Origin of the sequence: Clostridium sp. AF34-10BH (genome assembly GCF_003478095.1) — a bacterium.
Classification (GTDB): domain Bacteria; phylum Bacillota; class Clostridia; order Lachnospirales; family Lachnospiraceae; genus Acetatifactor; species Acetatifactor acetigignens.
Window position 1 is genome coordinate 1 of sequence record NZ_QUEC01000019.1, and the last position, 340, is coordinate 340.

Consider the following 340-nt stretch of genomic DNA (forward strand, 5'->3'; position numbering starts at 1 on the left):
CACCGCTTCTGCCGTATAAACGCCCCATGACCAAAGATGGTTTTTTCAAAAAAGCCGAGTATGTGTATGATGAATATTTTGACTGCTATGTATGCCCGAATGATCAGGTGCTGGCTTATCATACGACGAACCGTTCCGGATACCGGGAATACAAGAGCTGCGGAATCGTCTGTGAAGGATGTCCATATCTGAAGCAGTGCACAGAAAGCAGGGATCATGTGAAGGTAGTGACCCGGCATATCTGGGAGCCGTACATGGAAAAGTGTGAGGATATCCGGCATACGATTGGGATGAAGGAAGTGTATGCGCAACGGAAAGAGACCGTAGAGCGCCTCTTCGG

The 340-nt window shown here is 48.8% G+C and carries 1 protein-coding gene; it reads left to right on the forward strand.

Features of this window, described 5'->3' with window-relative positions; translation table 11 throughout:
- On the forward strand, nucleotides 1–340 hold a 340-nt coding region (locus DWZ61_RS12515; protein WP_243026417.1), incomplete at both ends, for a transposase.